Here is a 1,703-nt window from a genome sequence, read left to right on the forward strand (position 1 = left end):
GCGGCCGAAGCCGCTCCCACTGGCCGTCAGTCAGATCACCCCTACTCCCCATAGTCGTATCAACGACTCAAGTGATCGGCAGGACACGGCCTAGTCGTCGCCGCGCAGGATCGCGATCAGGCGCAGCATCTCGACGTAGATCCAGACCAGCGACAGGGTGAGCCCGAAGGCGGCCCGCCAGGCCTCCTTCTGCGGCGCGCCCTGGGCGATGCCCTCCTCGATCGCCGCGAAGTCCAGCGACAGGAAGAAGGCCCCGAGGGCGATGCCGATCAGGCCGACCACGATGCCCAGCGGGCCGGAGCGCAGACCGAGGTCGGCGCCGAACGCCATCGCGATCACGTTGACCAGCATCAGCAGCACGAAGCCCATGGCGATCGCGATGCCGATCCGCGTGTAGCGCGCGGTGACCCGGATCCGGCCGCTCTTGTAGGCGAACAGCATCGCCGCGAAGACCGCCGCCGTGCCCAGCACCGCCTGGATCGCGATGCCCTCGAAGACGGTGTTGAACGCGTGCGTGACCGCGCCGAGCGCGAAGCCCTCAAGGGCCGCGTAGGTCAGGATCAGCGGCGGGCTGACGCTGCGCTTGAAGGAGACCACCAGGCCGACGACCATGGCCACCAGGCTGGCGCCGATCGCGAAGCCGAAGTTCTCGAACGGCAGCGCGAACCAGGCCACCGCGCCGGCGGCGACCAGGGTCAGCAGCGTCATCGCGGTGCGCGCGACCACGTCGTCGAGCGTCATCCGCCCGGTGGCGGCGGGGCCGGCCGACGGCCCGTTGTACATCTCGTACAGCTGCTCGTCGGTCAGCGGGCCCTGCGCCTGCGGCTGCTGGGCGTAAGGGGTCCCCGCGTAGGGGTTGTTGCCGTACTGGCCCCCGGCCTGCGTGGTGGTACCGAACCCCGCGTAGCCGGGCTCGCGGGTGAAGGACCCCTCCCGCGAGAAGACCGGGTTGCTGCTTCTCATTGCACATTCCCTCCGTGGCGGCACTGCACCGCCCAGCTACCAGGGTAATGGCTTGGCAAAAATTCCGGGATACGCCGCGAGGAGGATCAATGAACGACTCCCGGCGGGGACGCCGTCGGCGCCCCCGCGAGTCGAGCGGTGCCCGGAGCCGGACTCGAACCGGCACGGCCTCGCGGCCAAGCAGTTTTAAGCTGCCCGTGTCTGCGTTCCACCATCCGGGCGTCCTGCGGGACGGGCCGCTCCATCGGCCGGAGAAGAAACGCTCCACCCCCGGTGCGGGCCACCCCAGAGCCTAGTCGCCCGCCTCGCCCTTTCGCATGTTCCCAGCCAGGGAAGTTGTCATGTTTCCTTGCCATCTGACGAACAGTTCGCGATTCGGCCACGAAGTGCACGGGTTCCGGCCACCGCTCCGTGCTCAGGGTCGGCGTCATACCCCAGGAGGAGGGTGTCACCTGGCCGTACGCCCAGCGGTGGTCAGGCCAACCGTCCGGCGGAGCGACGAGAAACCATGATCACACAGCGGAGCATGGAGGTACGGCCGGGCGCCCCTGGCGGCCCGGCCGTCCAGACGCCCAGCGCGCCTTCCGCAGCCCGCGACCACCAAGGAGCACCCCCGTGACCACGTCGACCTCAACCGCCGTCCGGACCGGCCTGGCGGCCGCCCGCGCCACCGGCCTCAACAAGGTCTACGGGGACGGGGAGACCCGCGTCGTGGCCCTCGACAACGTCAGCGTCACCTT

General features: G+C 69.5%; 1 protein-coding gene and 1 tRNA gene. Both read right to left on the reverse strand.

Going from position 1 to position 1,703, the window contains the following annotated elements:
- Positions 1-90: 90 nt before the first annotated feature.
- Complete coding sequence (locus ACIPLC_RS38165; RefSeq protein WP_400477660.1) at positions 91-963, reverse strand: Bax inhibitor-1/YccA family protein; 873 nt, start codon at positions 961-963, stop codon at positions 91-93.
- Between the two features lie 139 nt (positions 964-1,102).
- Positions 1,103-1,184, reverse strand: a tRNA-Leu gene (locus tag ACIPLC_RS38170).
- Positions 1,185-1,703: the final 519 nt, after the last annotated feature.

The sequence above is a fragment of the Kitasatospora sp. NPDC086801 genome (assembly GCF_044745805.1).
GTDB lineage: Bacteria > Actinomycetota > Actinomycetes > Streptomycetales > Streptomycetaceae > Kitasatospora.